General features: G+C 63.3%; 16 protein-coding genes and 1 pseudogene. 9 read left to right on the forward strand and 8 right to left on the reverse strand.

Going from position 1 to position 22,901, the window contains the following annotated elements:
* Positions 1 to 41: 41 nt before the first annotated feature.
* The 5 genes from AABF56_RS05380 to AABF56_RS05400 form a co-directional block, all read right to left on the reverse strand.
* The gene (locus tag AABF56_RS05380) at positions 42 to 461 is read right to left on the reverse strand and encodes a (R)-mandelonitrile lyase (protein ID WP_443021150.1); all 420 of its coding nucleotides are present in this window, start codon (positions 459 to 461) and stop codon (positions 42 to 44) included.
* 49 nt (positions 462 to 510) lie between these two features.
* Positions 511 to 855, reverse strand: a complete 345-nt coding sequence (locus AABF56_RS05385; RefSeq protein ID WP_272807444.1) for a carboxymuconolactone decarboxylase family protein — start codon at positions 853 to 855, stop codon at positions 511 to 513.
* A 117-nt stretch (positions 856 to 972) separates the two neighbouring features.
* Entirely contained in the window at positions 973 to 1,995 is a 1,023-nt protein-coding gene (locus AABF56_RS05390) for an alpha/beta hydrolase (protein ID WP_272805180.1), read from the reverse strand.
* A 142-nt stretch (positions 1,996 to 2,137) separates the two neighbouring features.
* Complete coding sequence (locus AABF56_RS05395) at positions 2,138 to 3,181, reverse strand: alpha/beta hydrolase (protein WP_272807445.1); 1,044 nt, start codon at positions 3,179 to 3,181, stop codon at positions 2,138 to 2,140.
* Between the two features lie 320 nt (positions 3,182 to 3,501).
* On the reverse strand, positions 3,502 to 3,903 hold the full coding sequence (locus tag AABF56_RS05400) for a winged helix-turn-helix transcriptional regulator (protein WP_272805181.1): 402 nt from the start codon (positions 3,901 to 3,903) through the stop codon (positions 3,502 to 3,504).
* Positions 3,904 to 3,957: 54 nt separating this feature from the next.
* Here AABF56_RS05400 and AABF56_RS05405 point away from each other — a divergent pair, with 54 nt between their 5' ends.
* Together AABF56_RS05405 and AABF56_RS05410 are read left to right on the forward strand one after the other, a co-directional pair.
* A complete protein-coding gene (locus tag AABF56_RS05405; protein WP_272805182.1) occupies positions 3,958 to 4,284 on the forward strand; it encodes a nuclear transport factor 2 family protein in 327 nt (108 codons plus the stop codon).
* On the forward strand, positions 4,281 to 5,063 hold the full coding sequence (locus AABF56_RS05410; protein WP_272805183.1) for an SDR family oxidoreductase: 783 nt from the start codon (positions 4,281 to 4,283) through the stop codon (positions 5,061 to 5,063). Before AABF56_RS05405 ends, AABF56_RS05410 begins: the two co-directional genes overlap by 4 nt.
* Positions 5,064 to 5,228: 165 nt before the next feature.
* Here the strand turns inward: AABF56_RS05410 and AABF56_RS05415 are convergent.
* A pseudogene (locus AABF56_RS05415) lies at positions 5,229 to 5,531 on the reverse strand (LysR substrate-binding domain-containing protein); the annotation flags it as partial.
* A 442-nt stretch (positions 5,532 to 5,973) separates the two neighbouring features.
* Positions 5,974 to 6,315, reverse strand: coding sequence for a hypothetical protein (locus AABF56_RS05420; RefSeq protein WP_272805184.1), 342 nt, complete (start codon positions 6,313 to 6,315; stop codon positions 5,974 to 5,976).
* 419 nt (positions 6,316 to 6,734) lie between these two features.
* On the opposite strand from AABF56_RS05420, the gene AABF56_RS05425 reads away from it, so the two are divergent.
* Complete coding sequence (locus AABF56_RS05425; RefSeq protein ID WP_272805185.1) at positions 6,735 to 6,986, forward strand: DUF1488 family protein; 252 nt, start codon at positions 6,735 to 6,737, stop codon at positions 6,984 to 6,986.
* 107 nt (positions 6,987 to 7,093) lie between these two features.
* Positions 7,094 to 15,688 (forward strand): GH36-type glycosyl hydrolase domain-containing protein, encoded by an 8,595-nt coding sequence (locus tag AABF56_RS05430; RefSeq protein ID WP_272805186.1) that lies wholly within the window; start codon positions 7,094 to 7,096, stop codon positions 15,686 to 15,688.
* A gap of 487 nt (positions 15,689 to 16,175) precedes the next feature.
* Here AABF56_RS05430 and AABF56_RS05435 read toward each other — a convergent pair whose 3' ends face one another.
* Positions 16,176 to 16,895, reverse strand: a complete 720-nt coding sequence (locus AABF56_RS05435; protein WP_272805187.1) for a GntR family transcriptional regulator — start codon at positions 16,893 to 16,895, stop codon at positions 16,176 to 16,178.
* A 184-nt stretch (positions 16,896 to 17,079) separates the two neighbouring features.
* On the opposite strand from AABF56_RS05435, the gene AABF56_RS05440 reads away from it, so the two are divergent.
* The 5 genes from AABF56_RS05440 to betC all read left to right on the forward strand — a co-directional run bounded on the left by AABF56_RS05440 (position 17,080) and on the right by betC (position 22,796).
* Positions 17,080 to 18,117 (forward strand): amino acid ABC transporter substrate-binding protein, encoded by a 1,038-nt coding sequence (locus tag AABF56_RS05440; protein WP_244765764.1) that lies wholly within the window; start codon positions 17,080 to 17,082, stop codon positions 18,115 to 18,117.
* Positions 18,118 to 18,190: 73 nt separating this feature from the next.
* On the forward strand, positions 18,191 to 19,345 hold the full coding sequence (locus tag AABF56_RS05445; protein WP_272805188.1) for an ABC transporter permease subunit: 1,155 nt from the start codon (positions 18,191 to 18,193) through the stop codon (positions 19,343 to 19,345).
* A 16-nt stretch (positions 19,346 to 19,361) separates the two neighbouring features.
* The gene (locus AABF56_RS05450) at positions 19,362 to 20,456 is read left to right on the forward strand and encodes an amino acid ABC transporter permease (protein WP_272805189.1); all 1,095 of its coding nucleotides are present in this window, start codon (positions 19,362 to 19,364) and stop codon (positions 20,454 to 20,456) included.
* Between the two features lie 19 nt (positions 20,457 to 20,475).
* The gene (locus AABF56_RS05455; RefSeq protein WP_272805190.1) at positions 20,476 to 21,228 is read left to right on the forward strand and encodes an amino acid ABC transporter ATP-binding protein; all 753 of its coding nucleotides are present in this window, start codon (positions 20,476 to 20,478) and stop codon (positions 21,226 to 21,228) included.
* 11 nt (positions 21,229 to 21,239) lie between these two features.
* Positions 21,240 to 22,796, forward strand: coding sequence for a choline-sulfatase (gene betC, locus AABF56_RS05460; RefSeq protein ID WP_272805191.1), 1,557 nt, complete (start codon positions 21,240 to 21,242; stop codon positions 22,794 to 22,796).
* The last annotated feature ends 105 nt before the right edge of the window (positions 22,797 to 22,901 follow it).

A 22,901-nucleotide genomic window follows, 5' to 3' on the forward strand; every position in this document is an offset into this window, starting at 1 on the left:
CGCCATTCCGGCGGCCCGCGCGGTTTCGTATCGATTGGCGATCAGCGTCCGTACTGATCGTCCGAGACCTTCTCCATCCAGTCGACGGACTTGCCGTCGAGCGCTTCGGAAAAGGCGATATGGCTCATGCCGACCGTGGCGCTGGCGCCGTGCCAGTGCTTGACGCCCGGCGGTATCCAGACGATGTCGCCGGGCCGGACTTCCTGAATGGAGCCGCCTTCCTGCTGCACGAGGCCGACGCCCGCCGTGACGATCAGCGTCTGGCCGAGCGGATGCGTGTGCCACGCGGTCCGCGCTCCTGGCTCGAAAGTGACGGTCGCGCCGCCGATCCGGGCCTCGCCGCTCCCCTTGAAGCGGTCGTCCACGCGGACGGAGCCGGTGAAGTTCTCGGCCGGCCCCGCCGCGGACGGCTGTGAGCCGGTGCGCGTGATCACGACCTCCGAGTTTGCAAAGGCGGGCATGGCGGAAACCAGAACGGTTGCGATCAGGAGAGAGGATTTCATGCCGGCCTCACTTCTGAAAGACCTCTTTCGCGATCGCGAGCGACGAAACCGCACTCGGCCAGCCGGAGTAGAAGGCCATGTGCGTGATGACCTCGATCAGTTCCTCTTCCGTCACGCCGTTCTGACGCGCGATATTGAGATGGGAACGAAGCTGGTCAGGCCGGTTGAGCGCGATGAGGGCCGTCACCGTCGCAAGGCTCCGGTCACGCTTGGAGAGGCCGGGGCGCTCCCAGATGTCGGCATAGAGCACGTCATCGGTCAGTTCCGCCATCTTCGGCGCGATCTCGCCGTAGAGCTGCTGGGCGCGTGACTGCTGTTTCGCCACCGGCGTTTCGGACTGAGCGTGGGCCATGGTGGAAAAACCTCCGGACAGAAGCAGGCTGGCTGCGAGGAACAGGCGTGTGGTGAGCGTCTTCAATGGATGACTCCTTGGGCGTCGGGGATGGCCTGATTTAAATGGGGCGACGCACTATGTGCGGTCGGAGACAAGGGTCCGGGCGAAGAACGGCGTCAGTTTGCCCATCGCGGCTTCGACATACTCGGGAATCCAATAGGTTTCGATATGCGTCGCGCCCTCGATCTTGAACAGCTCCTTGTCCGCCGTGCCGGTGGCCTTCGGATAGGCGTCCTCGGTCATGTAGAGGCTGTCGGCCTTGCTGCCGGCGATCATCAGTAACGGCTGGTCGATCAGGTCGATCTGGTCGGTGGCATCCCACCGCATCAGGTCCAGCAAGCTGCTCGTCGTGTACTTGAAGGTCGAGTTGGGATGCGCGTGCGTCTTCCAGTAATATTCGTAGCCCTGCCGGTACATCTCGAACGGCAGCGCGGCGATCTGCTCGTCCGTAAGATTGGCGTCGCCTGAATAGAGGATTTCTCCGCCGGACATCTCCTGGGCGCGTGCTTCGGAAACCTGCCGCAGGCGCTCCTGGATCGTGCCGAGTTGCGAATCCGCAAAGCCATTGCGGCGAACCCGGCCGGAGTTGAACATGCTCAGCGTCGCGACCGACTTGAAGCGCTTGTCCGCCTTCGCCGCGGACAGCGAGTACCCGCCGCCGCCGCAGATACCGAGCAGACCAAGCCGTTCGGCATCGACGCCCGCATAGCCGGTGATGAAGTCCGCTGCACCGTGAATGTCCTCGATGCGGAACTGGGGCTTGTCCACGCTGCGCGGCTCGCCGCCGCTCCCGCCCTGATAGGCGGCGTCCATCGCAATCGTGATGTAGCCCTGCTCCGCCAGGTGCTGCGCATAGAGGCCTGCGACCTGCTCCTTCACGCCGCCATTCGGGTGCGCCACCACGATCGCGGGGTATTTCCGGCCCGGATCGTAGTTGGCCGGGGTGTAGACGTTGGCGACGATATCGAGGCCGTGGAGCTTGTACCTGACCGGGTGGATATTGACCTTGCCCGGTTCGTTCTTCGTGATCGCCCCGTCATAGACCAGGGTGAACGGGTTCTGCTTGTAGTCGGCTGCGACAGCGGCGGAAGTGATCATTGCCGGAACTCCTATGATTGCACCTGAGAGAACAAGCGCGGAGGCTCCGAGGAACGCGCGCCTTTTCGTGTCGATGACGTCGTCGGTCATGTCGAACTCCAATCTTCGATGTGCGGGGAAGAGCGATCCCCGCGCAGGGGCATCAATTCAGTTTCTTCTCGGCGAGGAACTGCGCGACCTGATCGGCGATCTCGACATTGTTCAGGTCGGACATCGGGAAGTGCGTATTGCCGCGAATGCCGATCTCGGGAAGATGCACCAGCCGGGCATCGCCGCCGCGCTTGTTGATCGCGTCGACCCAAAGCTTAGCCATGGCGAGCCGTACCCGCCAATTGTCCTGTCCTCGTTCCGCGGTTGGTTCGGTTGGAAAGTTGTCGCCATAATAGATGACGATCGGAATCCTGGTGAGCTTCTCGAAGTCCGCGAGCGGCACAGCCTCGGGCTTCAGCGTGCCGGCTGCGCTCGGCATTTCTTCCGGAAGCTCGCCCTCCGGAAAGATGAAGCCGCTGCCCGGTTCGAACGCCACGATCGCCTTGACGTTCTCGCTCCTGATCGCCGTCAGCCAGCCCGGACCGCCGCCCTGCGAATGGGTGAAGAGGATGCCGGGACCGGTCCTGTCGAACAGCGCCGCCATCGCGTTGGAAATCACGCCGGCATCGTAAGGCCCGGTGTTCGGCGTGACGGAGCGGAAGAACTGGTCCTGCGTCTCCGGCTTGCGATCGAACTGGACATTGTCGAAGTAGTCCGGCCACTTGCCGATCCGGAACTGGTCGAAGAAAAGCTGGTCGTTGGGTGCCGGTTCGATCGTCGTCGCGACGGTGCTGTTGCCCGCCCGGCCGCGACGAGGCTGATCGACGACATAGACGGGGAAGCCGCGACGCAGGAAAAGGGTCTGGAAGCCCTCGCGCCCGTCCGGCGTCGTCTCCCAGCTACGCGCCGACTGGAACGCGCCGTGCAGCATGACGATCGGCAGTGCCTTGGGGTTTGGGGGAACCTGATAGAAGGCGTAGAGATGGTCGCCGTGGAACGTCTGTCCCTCAGCGGTGGGGACGTTGTTATTGTATGTGCCGGGGGTGTTCACCACCGTTCCGCCGACGGCGAAGCTTCCTTGATCCTGAATGGTCAGCGGCTCGAACTTCGCTATCTGGTCAGCCATGGCGGCCAAGGGGGAAAGTATTGTCACCATGGCTATTATCGGCGCGGCGAATTGACTGCGTGAACACAAAGCACCCATCCTTCTCGATATTTCGTATCGTTGGGAAAGATAGAGCCAGTCGTATTCCTTGATTAGATGCCGATATCCGGATGCGTCTTTAAGGTCAGCTTCATAATGGCGAACCATGGAAGAGAGTACATCGGGAAAGTCGAGCGCTACGGCCCAGCCCGCTCGGGGCGCACCGAAGGTCCTCCTAAGCGCCGAAAATGCCTCTTGATTTCAGGGCGGCAGGCTGACGGCGAACCCTTGGAGTAGCGCGACACACAAAATGTCTTGGACAACCCAGCTGTTCAGTTTGCAACAGTGGGCGACCGAACCCCTTCCTCCTCCCGCTGCGCGGCCCAGCACAGCAGCGCATCGAGCGCCGGGCACAATGCCTGGCCCCATTTCGTGAGGCAGTATTCCACCTTGGGCGGCACCTGATGGTGAACGATGCGGCGCACGATGCCGTCGCCTTCCATTTGCCGAAGCTGCTGGATCAGCATCTTCTGCGATACCGCCGGGATTGCCCGCTCGAGATCGGAAAACCGCATGACGTTGCCGCCGAACAGGTGGAACAGGATGATCAGCTTCCACCGGCCTTCGAGCAGCTTCAGCACGTTTTCGACGCCTTCGGCCGCCGTTTCGCGCGTATGGCCATGGGAAGACTTACCTTCCGGTGAGTACCTTACTTTTTTATCTGTTCTTGTCATTTGATGAGGTTAGGGCGATTTATCTGCGGAGACAACACAAATCGGAGAACTCTCATGCCGATCACCCTGCCGGAACCGGTCGCGGCCTATTTCGCCGCCGATCAGAACGATGGCAATGCCGTCGCCCTTTGCTTCACCGAAAACGCTATCGTCGTGGACGAGCGCCAGACCCATAGGGGCCGCGACGCCATCCGTCGATGGAAGACGGAGGCGTCCGGGAAGTTCAGCTACACCGCCGATCCCTTTGCGGTCAGCGAGGAAGGCGGTCAGACCGTGGTGACGGCCCATGTCGCGGGGAACTTCCCCGGCAGCCCGGTCGATCTGCGCTATGCGTTCGTTCTGGAAGGCGAGAAGATCGCGCGGCTGGAGATCACCCCATGAGCTTCGATCTCGGCTTGAAGGGCAAGCGCGCCCTGGTGACGGGCGGAACGAAGGGCATCGGCGCGGCCGTGGTCGAGGCTCTGCGCGAGGCCGGTGCGCGCGTGGTGACGACCGCCCGCACCGTGCCGGCCAATTCGACGGAAGATGTCCACTTCATCGTGGCTGACCTCACGACAGCCGAAGGCTGCGCCGATGTGGCCGTCGGCGTGCTCGATCGTCTCGGCGGTGTGGACATCGTCGTGCATGTGGTGGGCGGTTCGTCCGCGCCCGGCGGCGGGTTCGCGGCGCTGGATGACGCGGAATGGTTCAAGGAGCTGAACTGGAATCTCATGCCGGCCGTCCGTCTCGACCGGGCGCTTCTGCCCGGGTTGATCGCGCAAGGGGCGGGCGTGGTCGTGCATGTTACCTCGATCCAGAACCGTTTGCCGCTTCCCGAATCCACGACCGCCTATGCGGCCGCCAAGGCCGCCCTTTCGACCTACAGCAAGAGCCTGTCGAAGGAGGTGGCGCCGAAGGGGGTTCGCGTGGTGCGGGTCTCTCCCGGCTGGGTGGAGACCGAGGCCGCGGTTGCGATGGCCGAGCGCCTGGCCGAACAGGCGGGCACCGACTACGAGGGCGGCAAGCGGATCGTCATGGATTCGCTGGGCGGCATTCCGCTCGGACGCCCCGCCAGACCGGCGGAGGTTGCCGATCTCATTGCCTTCGTCGTCTCCCCGCGCGCCGGCGCGGCAACAGGCACGGAATTCGTCATCGACGGCGGCACGATACCAACCTTGTGACAGGGCTGGGCATCCTCTGCCAGCTTCCGGCTAAAGCGACACATCGCGGCTGATTGCTGGGGCGGTCATGATCTATGATGGCGGGAACTGCGGTATCTACTCTAAACGGCATCTGCTCCCGACCATTGAGATGAGGTTGGAGCGGGACGGCGGCTTATCGCGATATTATCCCGAAGTGGATCGACCGGTTCCGGCCAACCCGGCAGCCTTCTGACTGGCCGCGGCTGGTAGTTTGCAAGACGGGCTATGCGGTCGGTGTAGGGCGGGCGGATGCTGTCGCCGGCTCGGATAGTAGAGGTGATAACCCTCGAAGGTTTTGCACCAGTCGGCAAGCACCGCGACGAGTTCTCCGCTGGCGATATGCCCGGCCACGAAATCGAGCGGCAGATAAGCAAGGCCGAAGCCGGCGAGGCAGGCCTGGCGCACCTGCACGACGCTGGTGAAGACCAGCCTGCCTTCCTCCGCGACGATGACGAAGGCGTTCAGGTCACGCAGATTTCCTGTCCGACATTCTGCTCATCATGGCATCCCGATTGAACTGTCTAATTGAAAAGCGGGACCGGCACTATCTTTCAATCGATCGAATGAAGTGTTGTGCGAATGTGTAGTCACTTTAAGCGGCTTTGCGGAAAGACCTCGGATAACGTTGAAAGATCCGTCGCCGAATGTCTGCTATGCGCCTTCGTGTCGGTCGTCGAGCAGGTCGCAGGAAGATTCCGAAAGCGGTCATCAATCGTTGAGATCGAAACCAAGTCAGCGAATGGTCGAGCTTTCGGGTGATGTGTTAAACGCAGTTGAGAAATGGGCAACCTTCAGGACCCATTTTCTGCTTAGAAGCACGATAGAATCATTTGGAGCGAAGGATAGCGTGCCTCCGGCGTCGTGCCTTGTGATCTCCATGGCGCCGTGATCAGGACAATATACGTCCGCAATCGAAGGTGACCTTGCTCAGAAGGTCCGCCGGCACCTCGATATCGGCCATTGCGGCGGCGACGAGCTCGTCCCGTTTGGCACGGTTTTCATATCCCTTGACTGTCGCAAGATCAGTGCTGCTTGCAGTGGCTATCCGTCCCGCGTTGGCGGAGCATATACCCGCAAGGGTCTCTACGCGCGCAGTTTTCACGGCCTCGGCTCGTGCACTGGTGGTGGAAACCCATCCCGCGTTGAAGGCGATGATCGGCGCGGCCACGAGACCGAGAACGAAACCCACCATATAGGGTTTTGCTTTTTCGATGGTTTGACTGAATGACATGGCTTTATTCCCTCTAATCGATGATTATCGGGATCGATACGGCCCACACTCGGACCTGGAGCCAATGGCAATCCGGACAATTTCAATCTACGCCTTAAACCGCAGAAAGCAAATTAAATTATTGGCTTTTCTTCGAATTTTTACAAAAGTTTCTTTTTTAAAAATAAAAAAACAGAATTTTTTTTTTCATGATATGGTGAAGTCAATCGATAAACACATAATCTTATGGGGTGATGACGGAAATTTACATTCGTAAGTTTCATTTTTTATTTGAATGACCGGAATTTTGTGCATTCTGCAGCGAATTTCTGGATAAGTATCTGACATTTCCTTTTGAGAGTGCGCCAGCGAGAATGTTTGCGCCGCCGATGGCTACTTTTCGCATTGAAGATGCAGTCGTCCACCGCGAGGAGCTTTCCATGAGTCTCAGTTTTCCGAACCCGAGCAGAAGTTACGAAGAGGCTGGCAAGCGCGTCCGCTTCATCGGTCATAATGGTGTGTTTGAAATCCCCTTCTTCGTGGCGGCGGACCTCTTATCAGCGGCGACCTCGGAAGCAGGTTATCTAAAGGCGTTCGACGCCGCCCGAGTCGCCATCAACACGGCGGCCCTCCGCGCTTACTCCGCCGCCCGCAAACCGGTCTACGTCCTGACGCGCGCCGATTTCGCCTGAGAGCGCCGAATACCGGAGCGAAGCTTCGGCGATCTTTCACATCTCCAAAACGACTGCCGGATTTCGCCCGGCCGGCTGCCTGGCCGCATCCAGGCAAAGGAATGATTATGGCCAAAGGCCAAAAGCGTGGCGTCGAAGACATTGGCAGTTCGGAAACCGCCGTTACCGAACGGACCGTCCATCCCGAGACGGGTTCCAGGCCGCTGACGGAGCCGCAAGCGGTTGCGCGCGGGAAAGGCAAGGGCAGCATTCCGCAGTCCGGCTTCGGTTTTAACCGGGCGTCGGGCATGCCGTTGAATGATCCCACCCCGGTGCGGGAAGAACTGTTTGGGATCGAAAGGCTCGAGCAGCACGCCGCCACCCTTGCGCTTGCCCAACCGGTGACGCGGCGACCGCCATCCGTCCAGTCCCTGCACAAGCGCCTGAAGAGCAACGCGGCGGTCCTCCTCGCCGCCTACCGCGCCAGTGCCTTGGAGGTGGAGAACGAGCGCGGCGTCGTGCCGGCGGCGGAATGGCTGCTGGACAACTACCATCTGGTCGAAGAGCAGATTCGCGAGATTCATGATGACCTGCCGCCCAACTACTACAGGCAGTTGCCCAAGCTGGCCGAAGGGCCTTTCGCCGGATATCCACGCGTGTTCGGCATTGCATGGGCCTTCGTCGCGCACACCGACAGCCACTTCGATCCGGAAACGCTCGTTCGGTTCATCACGGCCTACCAAAAGGTCCAACCCCTGACGATTGGGGAATTGTGGGCCGTGGCGATCACCTTGCGCATCGTGCTTGTCGAAAATCTGCGCAGATTGGCCGACCAGATCACCGCCGGGCGCCGCATGCGTGCAGAGGCGGATGCGCTGGCCGACCGTCTTCTGGCGAACGAGGGGCGTGGCAACGAGAAGGTATCCGCCGGTCCCTTGCCCGAGCTCTTTGCGGCCCAGCTTGCCAAGCGGCTACGCGACCATGATCCCAACACGACGCCGGCCCATGGCTGGCTGGAGGCGAGGTTGGCAAAGCAGGGGACCTTTGTGGAAGCTGTGGTGCGCCATGCCCAGCAACGCCAGGGCGCCTCCAACGTCACTGTCAGGAACATCATTACCAGTATGCGGCTGATCGGCGATGTCGACTGGGCCGATCTTTTTGAGAAGGTCAGCCTGGTCGATGCCCGCCTGTCTGTCGATGGCAGCTTCGCCCGCATGGATTTCGCGACGCGCAACCTCTACCGCAGCGCCATCGAGGATCTCGCCCGCGGCTCAGACCTGTCGGAACTCGACATTGCCGGGCTGGCGGTGAAAGCGGCGCGGACAGCGCCGGTTGTCGGGAACGCCGCCTCCCAGGCCGAACGCGTGGGCGATCCCGGCTACCACCTGATCGCACAAGGGCGGCCGGCCTTCGAGCGCATGGTCGGATTCCGCCGGCCCCGGCGCCTGATGGCCGGGCGGCTGGTGGCGCACACGGGTATTGCCGGCTATGCCGGGGCGATCGGCGTGGTGACATCGATGTCTCTCGCCGTTGCGCTATGGTTGCTGTCCGCTACGGGCCTCTCCGCGCTCGGCATGATCGTCTTCGCCGTTCTGGCGCTACTGCCGGCGAGCGATATCGCAACGGCGCTCGTCAACCGTTTCGTAAGCTGGAGCCACGGCGCGACGACCCTGCCGGGGCTGGAGCTTGCGCAGGGCGTCCCGCAGTCATCGCGTACGCTTGTCGTCGTGCCGACGCTCATGACCAGTCGCGCCGACCTGCTGGAGCAGATCGAACGGCTGGAGGTCCATCATCTCTCGGGCGCGGGCGGCGACCTGAGCTTCGCCCTGCTGACCGACGGCCGGGACACCCCGCAGGAGAGTGCCGAGGGCGATGGCGAGCTTCTCGCGCTCGCCATCGAGACCATGGCCGAGCTGAACCGGCGGCACGGACCGGGCCCGGCTGGCGACCGCTTCCTGCTGCTGCATCGCAAGCGCCGGTTCAATGCCGGCGAAAACGTCTGGATGGGCTGGGAGCGAAAGCGCGGCAAGCTGCACGAGCTCAACCGCCTGCTGCGCGGGGCCACCGACACCAGCTTCATGGCGCTTGCGGGAAAGCCGCCGACGGTGCCCCCGGACGTGCGCTATGTCATCACGCTCGACGCGGACACGAAACTGCCGCGCGACACGGTCCTGCGGCTGATCGGCAAGATGGCGCATCCCCTCAACAGGCCGCGTTTCGACGCGGGGCAGCAGCGGGTGGTCGACGGCTATGCGATCATCCAGCCGCGCGTCACCCCGTCGCTTCCCATCGGGCGCGAAGGCTCGCTCTACCAGCGGGTCTTTTCCGCGCCCGGCGGCATGGATCCCTATGCGGCGGCCGTCTCGGACGTCTACCAGGACCTGTTCGGCGAAGGCTCCTATACCGGCAAGGGCATCTATGACGTCGATGCCTTCGAGGCGGCACTTGCCGGGCGCATCCCGGACAATACCCTTCTCAGCCACGATCTCTTCGAGGGCACCTTCGCGCGGGCGGGGCTCGCCTCCGACATCGAGGTGGTCGACGATTTCCCGGCGCGCTACGACGTCGCGGCCCGGCGGCAGCACCGCTGGACGCGCGGCGACTGGCAGTTGCTGCCGTGGATATTCGGACGGCGGGCGCTTCCGGCGCTCGGCCGCTGGAAGATGCTGGACAATCTGCGCCGCACCTTGATCGCACCCTCGGCCTTCGCAGCCCTCGTAGCCTGTTGCGCGATGCCGTTGCAGGCGGGAATGACGGGAGCGCTGCTGATCGCATCCTGCCTCGCCATTCCCGCGTTCCTGCCGCTGGCCTTCGCCATCCTGCCACGCCGCAGCGGCCTGCAGTTGAGCAGCCATGCCGTCAGGCTTGCCGGCGACCTGAAGCTCGCCGCGATGCAGATCGGGCTCGGCCTCGCATTCCTGCCCGACCAGGCATGGCGCAATTGCGATGCCATGCTGCGAACCGCAAGCCGCCTGCTGGTGACGCGCCGGAAACTGCTGGAATGGACGACCGCGGCGACATCGGGAAACCGGACGCGGCTGACGCTTGCCGGTTTCTACCGCGACATGGCGGGCGGCACCGTTGCGGCACTGGCCCTTCTGGCGGCCGCCGTCGCGTTCTCGCCGGCCGCTTGGGCTCTCGCATTTCTGCTGGCGCTACTCTGGCTGGCCGCGCCCGCCATCGCGCTCTGGGTCAGCCGGTCGCCGACGGCAAGGCCGGGCAAGGCGCTTTCGGATGCCGATGCGGTGGAACTCCGGCTCGTCGCGCGGCGCACATGGCGGTTCTTCGAAACCTTCGTCACCCCGCTGGAAAATATGCTGCCGCCGGACAATTTCCAGGAAACCCCGCTGCCGGCCGTCGCTCACCGTACCTCGCCGACCAATATCGGCCTCTATTTTCTCTCGACGGTCGCCGCACGCGACTTCGGCTGGGTGGGAACCCTCGAGGCGCTCGAACGGCTGGAAGCGAGCTTCACGACGCTCAAGCGGCTCGATCGCTTCAACGGGCATTTCTTCAACTGGTACGATACGCGCGATCTGAGAACCCTCGATCCGCCCTACGTCTCCTCCGTCGACAGCGGCAATCTCGCCGGCCACCTGATCGCGCTGGCGAATGCCTGCGAGGAGTGGGCCGAGATGATGCCGCCGGCGGAAAACGGCGAGGGTTTCGGCGATACGCTGGCGCTTGCCCGCATGGCCCTTGCAGACGCGCCCGGTAATCACCGTGCCGTCTTGTCGTCCATTCTCGATGAGGTCGAAATCCTTGTGCGCGGCCCGCAATCCTTCGACGCCGCAACGCCGGCACTGACGCGACTTCTGGACAAGGCGCTGAAACTGGTGGGGCCGGCCGAGGGCGGCGCGGTCGCCGATCTCGTCTTCTGGATCGCGGCGCTCAGACGATCCGCCGTCGAGTCGGCGCGCGACCGGCAGGCGCTCCGCGACGATGCCGCCGCCGTGAAAGGCCGGCTCCAGGCGCTTGCGGGCACGGCCCGCACCATGGCGCTCGACATGGATTTCGCCTTCCTGTTCGACCCCGAAAGGAAGCTGTTGTCCATCGGCTATTCGCTCGCCGACAACGGCCTCGACCCCAACTGCTACGACCTGCTGGCGTCCGAAGCGCGCCTTGCGAGCTTCTTCGCCATCGCCAAGGGCGATGTCGGCACGCGGCACTGGTTCCGCCTCGGCAGGGCGGCGACACCGCTCGGCAGCGGGTCGGCGCTGATCTCCTGGTCGGGCTCGATGTTCGAATATCTCATGCCGTCGCTGGTGATGCGCGCGCCCGCGGGAAGTCTGCTCGACGACACGAACCGGCTGATCGTGGCGCGCCAGGAGGCCTACGGGCGGTCGCGGAACGTGCCCTGGGGCGTATCGGAATCCGCCTTCAATGCGCGGGACATGGAGTTCACCTATCAGTATTCCAATTTCGGCGTGCCGGGACTGGGGCTCAAGCGCGGCCTGTCGGGCAACATGGTCGTTGCCCCTTATGCCACCGGCCTTGCCGCCATGGTCGATCCCCATGCCGCGCTCGACAACTACCGGCGTCTCGAAGCCATGGGCGCCCGCGGCGTTCACGGCTTCTACGAGGCGCTGGACTTCACCCGCGCCCGCCTGCCCGAAAATGCGCGCGTCGAGATCGTCCGCAGCTACATGGCCCACCACCAGGGCATGACCATCGTCGCCATCGCCGTTCTTCTGCAGGACGGGCGCATGCGGGCGCGGTTCCACCGCGAACCCATGATCATGGCCAGCGAACTGCTGCTGTCGGAGCGCATGCCGCGCGATGTGGCGATCGCCCGACCGCGCGCCGAGGAGGTCAAGGCATCGGCAGGCATTTCGCTGAACCCGGCACCGTCGGTCCGCCGGCTGTCGCTGCCCGCCGCCGGCGCGCCGGTCACGCACCTGCTTTCCAACGGACGTTACGCTGTCATGCTGACGGCCTCGGGCGGCGGCTACAGCCGCTGGCGCGATATCGCCGTCACGCGCTGGCGCGAGGATGCGACGCGGGACGATTGCGGCGCCTTTATCTTCCTCAAGGACATGCAGGCCGGCACGGTCTTCTCCCCCACCGTCGCGGCGATGGGCGACAAGGCCGACGCCTCGGTGGTCTTCGGCGAGGACCATGCGCAATATATCCGCCATGACGAGACGCTGACGACGGAAATGGACGTCATCGTCTCCGGCGAGGACGACGGCGAGGTGCGCCGCATCTACCTGACGAACATCGGGCCCCGGGCACGCGAGATCGAGCTGACCTCCTATGCAGAACTGGTGCTCGCCTCCGCGGCGACCGACAATGCGCATCCGGCCTTCGCCAAGATGTTCGTCGAGACCGAGCACCTGGCCGAATACGGCGCGCTCATCGCCACGCGGCGGCGGCGCGCGCCCTCGGAGGCCGAGATCTGGGCCGCTCACTTCGCCGTGGTCGAGGGCGATGCGATTGCCGATCCGCAATACGAATCCGATCGCGCCCGTTTCCTCGGGCGCGGCCGCTCCATCGCCACCGCCGCCGCCATCCATGACGGGCAGGCGCTTTCCAACACGGCGGGCACCGTCCTCGATCCGATCTTCGCGTTGCGCCGCAGCGTGCGGGTCCTTCCCGGCAAGGTGGCGCGGGTCGCCTTCTGGACGATCGTCGCAGGGTCGCGGGAAGAGCTCCTCGAACGCATCGACAAGCATCATGACAAGAATGCTTTCGACCGGGCGAAGACGCTGGCCTGGACGCAGGCGCAGGTGCAGCTTCACCATCTCGATATGGACCTGGAGGAGGCAGCGGACTTCCAGCGTCTTGCAGCCCCCATCCTCTATGCCGACGCGCGCTTCCGCCCGGCCTCGGACGCCATTCTCGCCGGCGCCGGCCCGCAGTCCGGCCTTTGGCCGTATGGCATCTCGGGCGACCTGCCGATCGTGCTCTTGCGCATCGAGGATGTCGAAGACCTTCCCCAGTTGCGCCAGATGCTGCGCGCGCATGAATACTGGCGCATCAAGCGGCTCGCCGTCGATCTGGTGATCGTCAACGAGCGCGCTGCCTCCTATGTGCAGGACCTGCAGAACGCCGTCGAAGCCGCCGTGCGCTCCAGCCAGTCCCGCCCGCGTTTCGGCGACATGCCGGCGCAGGGCGCGGTTCATGTGCTGCGCGCCGATTTCCTGAACCAGGACACGAAAAACCTTCTGAACGCGACCGCGCGCGTCGTGCTGTCGGCCCACCGCGGCCTCATCGCCGACCAGCTCGCGCGTCTTTCCGCCGGCATCGAGCACTCGGCTGCGCTGCCGCCGCGGTTTCCGCCAACGGCCACGGCCGAGACGGTCGCGCAGCCGGAAACGCTGGAGTTCTTCAACGGCCTCGGCGGCTTCGGCAGGAATGGTACGGAATATGTGACCGTGCTGGAAAACGGCGCGACGACGCCGATGCCCTGGATCAACGTCATCGCCAATCCGGCCTTCGGCTTCCAGGTGTCAGCCGACGGCAGCGCCTATACCTGGGCCGAGAACAGCCGCGAGAACCAGATCACGCAATGGTCCAACGACCCGGTCGGAGATCCTTCCGGCGAGGCGCTCTACATCCGCGACGAGGAGACGCTCGACCTCTGGAGCCCGACGGCCCAGCCGATCCGGGATGGCGGGCGCTACGTGGCGTGCCACGGCTTCGGCTACAGCCGCTTCAGCCATCGGGCGCACGGGATCGAAAGCGAGCTGCTGTCCTATGTGCCGCTCGCCGATCCGATCCGCATTTCGCGGCTGACGCTGACCAACCGTTCGTCGCGCCCGCGCCGGCTTTCGGTCACCAGCTATGCCGAATGGGTGCTTGGCACCCTGCGAGGTGCAAGCGCACCGTTCATCGCCACATCCGTCGACGCGGCAACGGGGGCGATCTTCGTATGCAATCGATGGGCTATGGGCTTTCCCGGTCGCGTTGCCTTTGCCGATCTCGGCGGCCGGCAGACCGCATGGACCGCCGACCGCACGGAATTCCTCGGACGGGGCGGCAGTTCCGCGCGGCCTGCGGCTCTCGGGACGAGAATGCCGCTCGGCGCGAAGGTCGGCGCGGGGGTCGATCCGTGCGCCGCGCTGCAATGCACGATCGAACTGGACGCGGGTGAGAGTATCGAGATCGTCTCCTTCCTCGGCCAGGCCGCTTCGGTTGAGGAGGCCGGCGCGCTGATCGCCCGCTACCGCACCGCCGACCTCGATGCGGTTCTTTCCGAGGTTTCCGCGCATTGGCAGACGCTGCTGAAGACCGTGCGGGTCAAAACGCCGGACCGGGCGATGGACATCATGCTGAACGGCTGGCTGCTCTACCAGACGCTCGCCTGCCGGATATGGGCGCGCTCGGCCTTCTACCAGGCAAGCGGGGCCTATGGCTTCCGCGACCAGTTGCAGGATGGCATGGCGCTGGCCTTCGCCCGGCCGCAGGAGGCGCGGGCGCATATCCTGCGCGCTGCCGGACGGCAGTTTCCCGAAGGGGACATGCAGCATTGGTGGCTGCCCCATTCGGGTGCGGGCGTTCGCACCCGGATTTCCGACGACCGGATCTGGCTCGCCTTCGCCGCTGCGACTTATGTTGGAACGGCCGGCGACGCGGCGATTCTCGATGAAGTCATTCCGTTCCTCGAAGGGCCCGCCCTTGCCGAAGGGGAGCATGACGCTTTCTTCCAGCCCGCGCCCTCCGGCGAGGCCGCCTCTCTCTTCGAGCATTGCGCCCGCGGCCTCGACCAGGCCGTCGCGCTCACCGGTCGACACGGCCTGCCCCAGATGGGTACCGGCGACTGGAACGACGGGATGAACCGGGTCGGGGAGGGCGGTGAGGGCGAGAGCGTTTGGCTCGGCTGGCTGCTGATCCGCACGATCGACCTCTTCGCGCCTTTTGCCGAGGGCCGCGATCCCGAACGTGCGGCGCACTGGAAGGCGCATGCCGCAAGCCTCAAGGTCTCCATCGAACGGGAAGCCTGGGATGGCGACTGGTATCGACGCGCCACATTCGATGATGGTGCATGGCTGGGCGCGAAGGACAGTGACGAATGCCGGATCGACAGCATCGCCCAGTCCTGGGCGGTCCTGTCCGGTGCGGCCGATCCCGCTCGCGCCGCCACCGCCATGGCGTCGCTGGAAAGCCATCTGATCCGCAAGGACGACGGCCTCGCCCTTCTGTTCACGCCGCCTTTCGACGCAACGGTGCGCGATCCCGGCTACATCAAGGGTTATCCGCCGGGCTTGCGCGAAAATGGTGGCCAGTACAGCCACGCGGCTATGTGGGCTATCCTCGCCTTCGCCAAGCTGGGCGATGGCGACAAGGCGCACGATCTCTTCACGCTGCTGAACCCGGTCAATCACGCAAACACGCCCGAAGCGGCGGCACGCTATAAGGTGGAGCCCTATGTCATCGCCGCCGATGTCTATTCGGTCGCGCCCCATGTCGGGCGCGGCGGTTGGACATGGTACACCGGCTCCGCCGCCTGGATGTACCGCGCCGGCATCGAGGGCATCCTCGGCCTGCATAGGGAGGGCACGGTTCTTGTCGTGGAGCCTTGCATGCCGAAATCATGGCCGCAGTTCGAGGTGACGATCACAATGGGTGATACCTGCTACGACATCCGCATCGAGAGGGTTGCGGATCGAACGGACCGTGCGCCCTCCGCGATTTTGGACGGCTCTTCTTTACCTTACACCGGCGGTCCAATCCGTTTCCCATTGAGTGGGAGGAGCCACACTCTCCTGGTTGAAGTATGAGGCGGCGAATATGTGAATGCTGTGAGCGCTGAAGTTGTTCATGAGGCACATTTTGTGCGGAGATAACAGATGGGTCTCGTGTTCGAATCCTTTCAAAACCTTGGGGCATAGTGGAATTTGGTGGAAAATTATGGTCTTATGACTGAGATAGAATCTCACCAATCAACGATTTCCGGTACATCAAGTGGTACATCAGTAAATCGTGAACTGGAAGAATGCTATTAGGTCAAAACGTTAGAGCCTGGTTTTGAGTCTCGCTACCCGCTCCAACATTTTTACCCTGCTTTCGCACTCGGCGCCTGCTTGTCGAAGCACGTGTGCTGTTTCGACAAATTTGAGCGGGCCACGACATTCTCGAAGCAATGGCGGTGGCGACAATGAGCGCGGTGGCCCGAACGGCCCTGCGACCGTTCGGACGGTTTGTTGGATGCTTGCGCGGCTTGCAAGCACCAGCAGCTCAACCCGGTTATTTCGGCGGACTGGCAGGCTATTGTGCGGCGGCGAGCGAGCCAAAAGAGACGTCGGTCGTGTAGTTCTCGCGCAGGAACGCGATGAAATTGTCCTGGAATTGTCGCGTGTGGGCATGGGCCAGCTCGTCGGCGAGATCGACGTTCTTGGCGCGGATCGCCTCCAGCATCAGGTCGTGTTCGTCGGTGAGGAGATAACCGTCGTTCGTACGCTCCAGATACTCGAAATGCAGATGCAGCATGCGCTGGCCCTGGTTTAGCAGGCGCTCGTAGAAGGAGGCGAGGTAGGCGTTCTTGCCGGCATTGGCAATCGCCATGTGGAACTGCTTGTTGGCCTCCGACATCCTCAAATGCTGGCCGGTCTTCACCGCCGCCTCGAATTCCCTCTGGCGCCTGGCGATGATCTTCAGGTCCGCCTCGGTGCGCAGGGCCGCCGCAAGACGCGTGTTCATGCGCTGAGCGACATCGAGCGCCTCGACATATTTGGGAAAGCTCGCCACCTCGATCGGCGCGACGATGGTGCTGCGATTGGAGAGCGTCACCACCAGCTCCTCGCCTGCCAGACGGATCAATGCCTCACGCACCGGGGAACGCGACATGTCGAAGCGTTCGGCCAGCGTCATCTCGTCGAGCAGCTGGCCGGGCTGCAGGGTCAGGGCCAGGATCTCGTTGCGCAACGTGTCGTAGACGTGCTTCCAGCCGGTGCCGCGCACGCGTTTCGATTCAGTTTCTTCAGACACTTAGGCACCTTCCTTCCGCTTCCGGCATTGGGCCAGAAAAACAGCGTGACGGCAACGTAAACTTTTCGCTTGACTTTGTCGACACGAAGCCGACTAATTCGTCTAGTCGACACGGAGCCGGCACAAGACCGGACGATGGCGACAGGGAACGGCGCGAGGGCGCAGGCAAACTCGGGAGATTTCAATGAACGTCAAGGCTCTTACCACCGCGGCGCTGCTGGCCGGAACGGCGGCGATTGTTCCGATGGCCGCATATGCGGCCGCCGGCGATACCCTGAAGACCGTGCAGGCGCGCGGTGAGCTCAACTGCACGTCGGGCGACGGCAACTTCCAAGGCTTCTTCGAGATCGACGACAAGGGAAAATGGCACGGCATCGACATCGACTATTGCCGCGCCGTGGGTATCGCCATTTTCGGCAGCGACGAGAAGGTGAAGCTTATCCCGATCAGCTGGGCGCAGCGCTTCCCCTCGCTTCAGTCCGGCGATCTCGACCTCGTCATTAAGGCGACCGGCTGGACGATGAGCCGGGACACCGAACTCGGCGTGCAGTTCAGCACCCCTTACTTCCTCGGGGCCACCCAGTTCATGGTCCACAAGGAGCTCAATGCCGGTTCCGTGAAGGACCTCGACGGCGGGACGATCTGCACGGCCGGGGGCACCAGCACGGAACGGCTGATCGCCGACTACATCAAGGCGAACGACTACGACATCAAGCTCGTCTCCTTCGAGAAGAACACCGAGGCTTCGGCCGCCTATTTCGCCAACCGCTGCGATTCCTTCGCCGAATGGGGTCCGGTGCTCGCGGCGCGGCGCGCCTCCGCTCCCAACCCCGACGAACATGCCATTCTGCCGGATGTCCTTGCGATGGAGCCCGAGGCGGCCGCGATGCGGCAAGGGGACGATGCCTGGGTCGATCTTGTCAACTGGGTGATCGCCGTGGGCCGGATCGCCGAGGAGAACGGCATCACAAGCAAGAACATCGACGAGCAGAAGGCAAATCCCAAGAGCGCCACGGTGGCGAAGCTGCTGGGTGTCACGCCCGGAATCGGCAATCGCCTCGGCCTTTCCGACGACTGGGCCTACAATGTCATCAAGGTCATCGGCAACGCCGAGGAGATCTACGATCGCAATGTCGGCAAGGACTCGCCCTACAAGCTGGAGCGCGGCATGAACGCACCCTGGCAAAAGGGCGGCGTGTTCGTCCCGCCGATCCTCGATTGAGCATCGAGTGGCGCCGGCGCGCGTCGCGCGCGGGCGCTCCTCGCTTTAGCAACAAGAGTTGGGGAGGCGCCGGATGTTCGCCGTGCTGAGGAATCGCAAGCACCGGGACATAGGTCTTCAGGTGCTGTTCATCGGGGTGATCGTCGCAATTCTCGCGTCCGCGGTGATCATCACCCGCCGTAACCTCGATGCCCAGGGCATTGCCGTCGGATGGGATTTCCTGAACTACGCCACCGGCTGGACCATATCCTTCAGCCTGATACCGTACGATATCAATTCGAGCTATGCGCGTGCCCTTGCGGTGGGCTTTCTGAACACGCTCCTGCTCGCGGCGCTGACGCTTTTCCTGGCGACGATCCTGGGGGGCGCCATCGGGACCGCCCGGCTTTCCGCGCACAGGCTGCTGAGCAAGATCGCGCTCGTCTATGTCCAGTTCTTTCGGAACATCCCGCTCATCTTGCAGGCCTTCTTCTGGTATTCGGTCTTCACGCATCTGCCGAATGCGCGCAATGCCTACAACCTCGGTGAATTGGCCTACTTTTCGAACCGCGGTTTCTACCTGCCCGGCCTCAATATCGAACGTGGAGCGATCGGCCTTGCCGTCCTGACGGCCCTGGCGCTTTTGATCGTCGGATATGCCGCACGGCGATTTGCCGTCCTCCGGCGCAACGACGGCCTTGTGAAACTGGCCGGGTTCGTCATTCTCGTCGCGGCCGTCGCCGGCGTCCTGTCGTCGGGCCGGATCGCTGAGACGCCGCTGTTCGACCTGCCGGTCCAGCGTGGCCTGAGGATCGCCGGCGGACTTGAGCTTGCGCCGGAATTCTGCGCCGCCGTCATCGCGATATCCCTGTTCGGCGCGTCCTACATTGCGGAGATCGTCCGCGCCGGCCTGCTTGCGGTGTCCCGCGGCAAGGTCGAAGCGGGCCTCGCGCTCGGCCTCACCGGCTCGCAGATCTTCTGGAAGATCAGGCTGCCGCTCGCCATCCGCATCATGCTTCCGACCCTGACCAACCAGTATGTCTGGCTGGTCAAGGCGACCTCGATCGGCATCGCGATCGGATTCAGCGACTTCTTCATGGTCGTCGCCAATTCGATCAACCATTCCGGCCAGACGCTCTCGCTGATTTTCATCCTCATCGCCGGTTTCTGGGCGATCAATTTCTCCCTCGCCGCGGTCTTGAACGCCGTCAATCGTGCAATCGCCTTGCGGGGCCAGAATGTCCGCTAGGAAGGAAGGCGCCGACATGTCGAACGTTGCGATCGTTTCCGGCGAAATCCCGCCACCGCGCCATGACACGTTTCTCGCCGCCGTGAGGAAGGGATATTTTGCGACGCCCGGCGCGGCCGCCGTGACGAGCGTCTGCCTCGCGCTGATCGCGCTGGCCGTCTGGACCGTGTTCCGATGGGCCGTCCTCGATGCCGTTTGGTCCTCCGGCGGGCCGGACGTGTGCCAGCAAGCGACAGGCGCCTGCTGGGCGGTCATCGCCGCGCGCTGGCGGCTGATCTTCTTCGGGCTTTATCCCTATGACGAGCAATGGCGCTCGGCGCTCGCCTGCGCGGCCATCCTGGCGACCGTTGTGGTGTCCTGCTTTCCCTTCTCCTGGTCCGCGAAGCGGTTGCCGCTGGTCTGGATCGCCGGTTACGGGGTGTTTTACGGATTGATGCGCGGCGGCTTCCTCGGCCTTCCCACCGTGCTCGAGACCCAGTGGGGCGGCTTGTCCCTGACGCTCTTCGTGTTCTCCACGGTGGTCGTCACGGGAATGCCGATCGCGGTCTGCCTTGCGCTGCTGAGGCGTTCGCGCCTGCCCGTCATCGCCCGGACGGTCGCGGTCCTGATCGACGGCATCCGCTCTCTTCCTCTCGTGGCGATCCTGTTCACGGCGGCGATCATCATTCCCTACGCGCTGCCGCACTTCCTGGTCGGCGACAAGCTTTACCGCGTCATCGCCGGTTTCTCGCTGTTCTTCGCGGTCTACCAGGCGGAGATCATCCGTGGCGGGATGCAGGCGCTTCCCGCGGGGCAGGAAGAGGCCGCCCATGCGCTCGGCCTCAACTACTGGCAGACCATGTCCCGCATCGTCCTGCCGCAAGCCTTCCGCCATGCGCTGCCGCCGACCATCAACCAGGTCGTCATAACGTTCATGGAGACCTCTCTGATCGTCATCATCGGCTTCTTCGAGGTCATGGCCTCCGGCAATGCCGCGTTTTCGACGGCCGAGTGGTCCGCCACCTATGTCGAGGTCTACGTCTTCGTGGCCGCAATCTACTTCGCGTTCACCTTCACGCTTTCCCGATACGGCGCCTATCTGGAGAGACGGTTGAACGTGGCGCGTCATTGATCCGATGAAAGGCACGGAGATGAGCACACAAAGCGGCGAGATTGCCGTCGACGTCAAAAGCCTCGCGAAGTTCTATGGAGCCCATCAGGTTCTGTTCGACGTCAGCCTGAGCGTGGCGGCGGGCGAGAAGATCGTGATCTGCGGTCCTTCCGGTTCCGGGAAATCCACCTTGATCCGGTGCCTCAACAAGCTCGAGGATCATCAGGCCGGCATCATCAGGATGCTCGGCACGGAACTCAACGAGGACCTCGCCAACATCGACGAGATCCGCCGGGACGTCGGCATGGTGTTTCAGCACTTCAACCTTTTCCCGCACCTGACGGTACTGGAGAATTGCGTCCTCGCACCGATGCTGGTGCGCAAGCAGGATCGGAGAACCGCCGAGGAGCAGGCGATGCTTTATCTCGAGCGCGTGAAGATCCCGCAGAAGGCCGGAAGCTATCCGGGCGAACTCTCGGGCGGCCAGCAGCAGCGCGTTGCCATTGCGCGGGCCTTGTGCATGCGGCCGGAGATCATGCTCTTCGACGAGCCGACTTCGGCGCTCGACCCGGAAATGATTTCGGAGGTGCTCGACGTCATGATCGAACTGGCGCAGGACGGCATGACGATGCTCTGCGTGACCCACGAAATGGGCTTTGCCCGCAAGGTCGCCGATCGGGTCGTGTTCATGGACAAGGGGCGGATCGTCGAGGAGGCGGCTCCGTCCGATTTCTTCGACAATCCCCGGCACGAACGGTCCAAACTGTTCCTGAGCCAGATTCTCGGTCATTGAGGGGAAAAAGCATGCGTCGCAAGCAACCGAACATCCTGCTTGTCATGTGCGATCAGCTGACGGCCATCGCGCTCTCAATTTACGGCAACAGGGTCTGCAGGACACCGAACATCGACCGCCTGGCGGAACAGGGCTCGGTCTTCGAAAATGCCTATTGCAACTACCCGCTTTGCGCGCCGTCGCGCTTCGCTCTGATGAGCGGACGCCTTCCGTCGCGGATCGGTGCCTTCGACAATGCAGCGGAGTTTCCGGCGGCCGTTCCGACCATCGCGCATTATCTGCGCGATGCCGGCTACTACACCTGCATCTCCGGCAAGATGCATTTCGTCGGCCCCGATCAGCATCATGGCTATGAGGACAGGCTGACGACCGAGATCTATCCGGCCGACTTCAGCTGGGTGCCGCCGAAAACCTATGACGAGCTGGAGGACGAGGAGATCGTCGCCAAGGGCAAGGTGCCGTTCGGGGTCTCCAGCGTCGAGACGATCGCCGACGCAGGCCCGCTCGCCCGCTCCCAGCAGATCGACTATGACGACGAGGTCGCACGGCGGGCGGCGCAGCACATTTTCGACTGGCGGCGCTACGGCGATGGCCGGCCGATGTTCATGACGGTCTCCTTCACGCAGCCGCATGATCCATACGTCATCACGCGGGAATACTGGGACCTCTATACGGACGAGGGCATCGACCCGCCGCGCACCGCGAAGATTCCGCTCGACGCGTTGGACCCGCATAGCCGGTCCCTCTATTTCCACTACAGCCTCGACAAGTTCGAGGTGACGGATGAGATCTACCGGCGCGCGCGCCGCGGATATTACGGCATGATCAGCTATGTCGACCGCAAGCTCGGCGAGTTGCGCAAGACGCTGGAGGATGCGGGCATCGCCGATGAGACGGTGATAATCTTCACATCCGACCATGGCGACATGATCGGGGAACGGGGCCTGTGGTTCAAGAAGAACCTCTTCGATCCCGCCATCCGCGTCCCGCTGGTCGTCTATCGTCCGGATGGGAAGGGGCTTTCGAGGATCGTCGCGCCCGTCTCGCTTCTCGACCTGCTGCCGACCCTCGTCGATCTCGGGGGTGGTGAGGCGGGGGCTTTCGTCACGCCGCACGAGGGCAGGAGCCTTCTTCCCCTGCTCGCCAAGGACGATCCGCAGCGCGTGACCATGGCCGAACACATCGACGGAGGAACGAAGGCTCCCCGCGTCATGCTGCGCCGCGGCGCCAGAAAGATCGTGGTGTCGGAGGCCTATCCCACGCAGTTGTACGATCTTGCCGCCGATCCCGGCGAAACGCGCAACCTGGCGGACGATCCTGCCTTCCAGCCGGAACTCGAACGGCTGCTGGAGGCGGTCGAGGCGATCTGGGATCTGCCGAGGCTCCGTGCGGAGGTCATGCAGAGCCAGCGCGTGCGCCAGTTCGTCAACAGGGCGATGCAAAAAGGCAAGCAGCGCAGCTGGGAACATTATCCCAACCCGATCGAGGAACACACGCGGTTCGTGCGCACCGGCGAGCGTTTCCCCGATGTGGAGCGGCGTTCCTATCTTCCATACGCCGACTATTGATCCCACCGTCCGATATCCCGGGTTGCCGCATCCGCCTGCGCGGCAGCCTTCGCCGCGAACACCTCAGTCAGCCGACATGAGAACGGCCGCGCCGGCGTCCGTCTG

This window comes from Shinella sp. WSC3-e (genome assembly GCF_945994535.1).
Classification (GTDB): domain Bacteria; phylum Pseudomonadota; class Alphaproteobacteria; order Rhizobiales; family Rhizobiaceae; genus Shinella; species Shinella yambaruensis.